The organism is Candidatus Accumulibacter vicinus (assembly GCF_000584955.1).
Classification (GTDB): domain Bacteria; phylum Pseudomonadota; class Gammaproteobacteria; order Burkholderiales; family Rhodocyclaceae; genus Accumulibacter; species Accumulibacter vicinus.
Genome location: NZ_JDSS02000011.1, coordinates 1,424 through 3,258, shown reverse-complemented (window position 1 = coordinate 3,258; position 1,835 = coordinate 1,424). Strand labels below are relative to the sequence as shown.

Annotated in this window: 2 protein-coding genes and 1 pseudogene; all 3 read right to left on the bottom strand. The window is 69.5% G+C overall.

The window, feature by feature from the left end:
* Window positions 1–885: tetratricopeptide repeat-containing protein (locus CAPSK01_RS21615; protein WP_273702979.1), on the bottom strand; the 885-nt coding region annotated here is incomplete at its 3' end.
* A gap of 24 nt (window positions 886–909) precedes the next feature.
* Window positions 910–1,308 carry a hypothetical protein gene (locus CAPSK01_RS02765; protein WP_034922194.1) on the bottom strand — a complete coding sequence of 133 codons (399 nt, stop codon included), beginning with the start codon at window positions 1,306–1,308 and terminating at the stop codon, window positions 910–912.
* 60 nt (window positions 1,309–1,368) lie between these two features.
* Window positions 1,369–1,835: pseudogene (locus CAPSK01_RS02760) on the bottom strand (hypothetical protein); the annotation flags it as partial.

Below are 1,835 nucleotides of genomic sequence, written 5' to 3'. Positions count from 1 at the left end.
GTGCGGCGGCGATGCCGTCGGCGGCTCGTCACGGCGCAGCGCGGCGATCAGCGCTTCGGCGATCGCCGCGCGCACACCGATCGCGACGAACAGTTGCAACTGGCCGATCGCCGCGCCGCGGTAGAACGGTTCGAGGCCGAGCAGCGCGTGTTCGTAGTCATCGAGCAGGATCGACGGGTCGGCGTGCAGCTCAGCTTCATTGCCGGTCAAAAAGCGCAGGTCGGCGCGGCTGATGCGCGCCCAGCAGCGGTCGCTCTCGCTGCCGTGCGCGAGGCCGCGCTCGATCGCCGCGGCGACGACGTGGCGCAGCGTGCGCAGCTCATCCTGCAGCTCGCTGCGCTGCCGCGCTGCTTCGCGCGGGCTGCGGAACATCGCCTTCCAGCGCCTTTCGCCCGACAGCGAGAGCAGCGTGTGGCCGACCTGCAGGCAGGCGATGCCGCAGTAGAACGAGTTGAGATCGCGCTGGAACGACTCGCGGTAGGCCTGCCAGCTATCGAGCAGTTGGCGCTTGCACGCGCGTGCGCGCCGATCTCCGGCGTCGGCGATGCCCTCGAAACCCTTGCGCCACAGCGTCTTGAGGTTGCGCCCGCGTAGCGCGAGCGCTTCGGCGTGCTCGCTGGCCGGAAGGTCGGGGCGCTGCAGGACTTCGTCGAGCGCGCGTTCGGCGCGATCCATCAGTTCGGGCTTGCCGCTGCGCCGGTAGCTGCGTTCGTAGATGTTGGCCAGCGCGAAGCGCACGCCGGTCTGGCAGTCACCGAGGCGCAGCAGGCGTTCGAGGCTGTCGCGCGCGGCTTCGAAGTCTTCGATCGCCTGCTGGGCGAACGCGACGAGGTGCAGGCCGGGGCGCTCGAAAGACACGAAGCCGCGAATGACGAAATAGCGCATGCCACCCTCCTGCCTGTGAGCCAGTTATTCGTCGGGTTCGTAGAGGCGCGCGAACTTCTCGGCGCTGATCGCGTACGCATCGCCGCCGTCTTCGCGGTTGCTGACCAGCCAGTCGCCGGCCTCGTATGCCGTACGGCCTTCCTGAGTCGCGACGCTGCCGGCGCACGCCGCCTGTTCGGCCCAGACCGGCGTGCTCTTGACGTACGCGCCGCAGCCGACGCGCCGGTAGGTGCGGGCAAACGTTCCGGCGTCGATGGTGTAGACGTCGCCACCATTGTCGACCAGCCAGTCGCCCGGCTTGGCGAACTGCTCGTTGCCCCACTTCTGGTAGTGCAGGCCCGGCGTTTCGAGGTTGAGCTGGACGGCGGCGACGGCCTGGTCGGCACGGCGGCGGTAGCGGCGGCGGGTGGCGGGAGCGTTCATTGGCAGGAAGCAGGCAGGAGATGGGGGACGGTGGGAACGGCGGGCGGGGTGAGCCGGGAACTACGCAGCCGGCAGATCGAAGTGCGCGGGGAAGTCGTGCGCCTGGACGTCGCGTGCGCCGACGCGCATTCCGAGCTGGTGCAGCACGTTCATGTTCTCCGGCGCGTCCATCTCGCTCAGCGAGGAGACGAGCTTGTCGTCGCGCAATTCGGGGGCCAGCGCGCGTACCTGTTCGGCGGCCAGTTCCAGGTCGTAGCGCAGATAGGTCAGTAGCGGCGTGCCGGCGAGCAGGTCATGGCGCAGGTCGCCGACTTCGCGGTCGATCGTGCGCGCGGTCGGGCTCGAGCTGAGCCACTGCAGCAGCGTTTGCTGCATCGTCGCGACGTCCTCCATCATCGCCAGCAACGCCTGGATGGCCTGTCCCGCGGCGATTCCGGCCTGGGCGACGGCAGGGTCGGGCCGGCCGGTGCCGAGCGAGACGAGCAGCAGCTTGTCGGCGCCGCTCGGCCAGCCGATGCGGTAGCCGA

What these genes read in the sequence shown, in the direction of transcription:
- CAPSK01_RS02765 (WP_034922194.1), bottom strand. Translation starts at nt 1,308, where the DNA reads ATGAACGCTCCCGCCACCCGCCGCCGCTACCGCCGCCGTGCCGACCAG.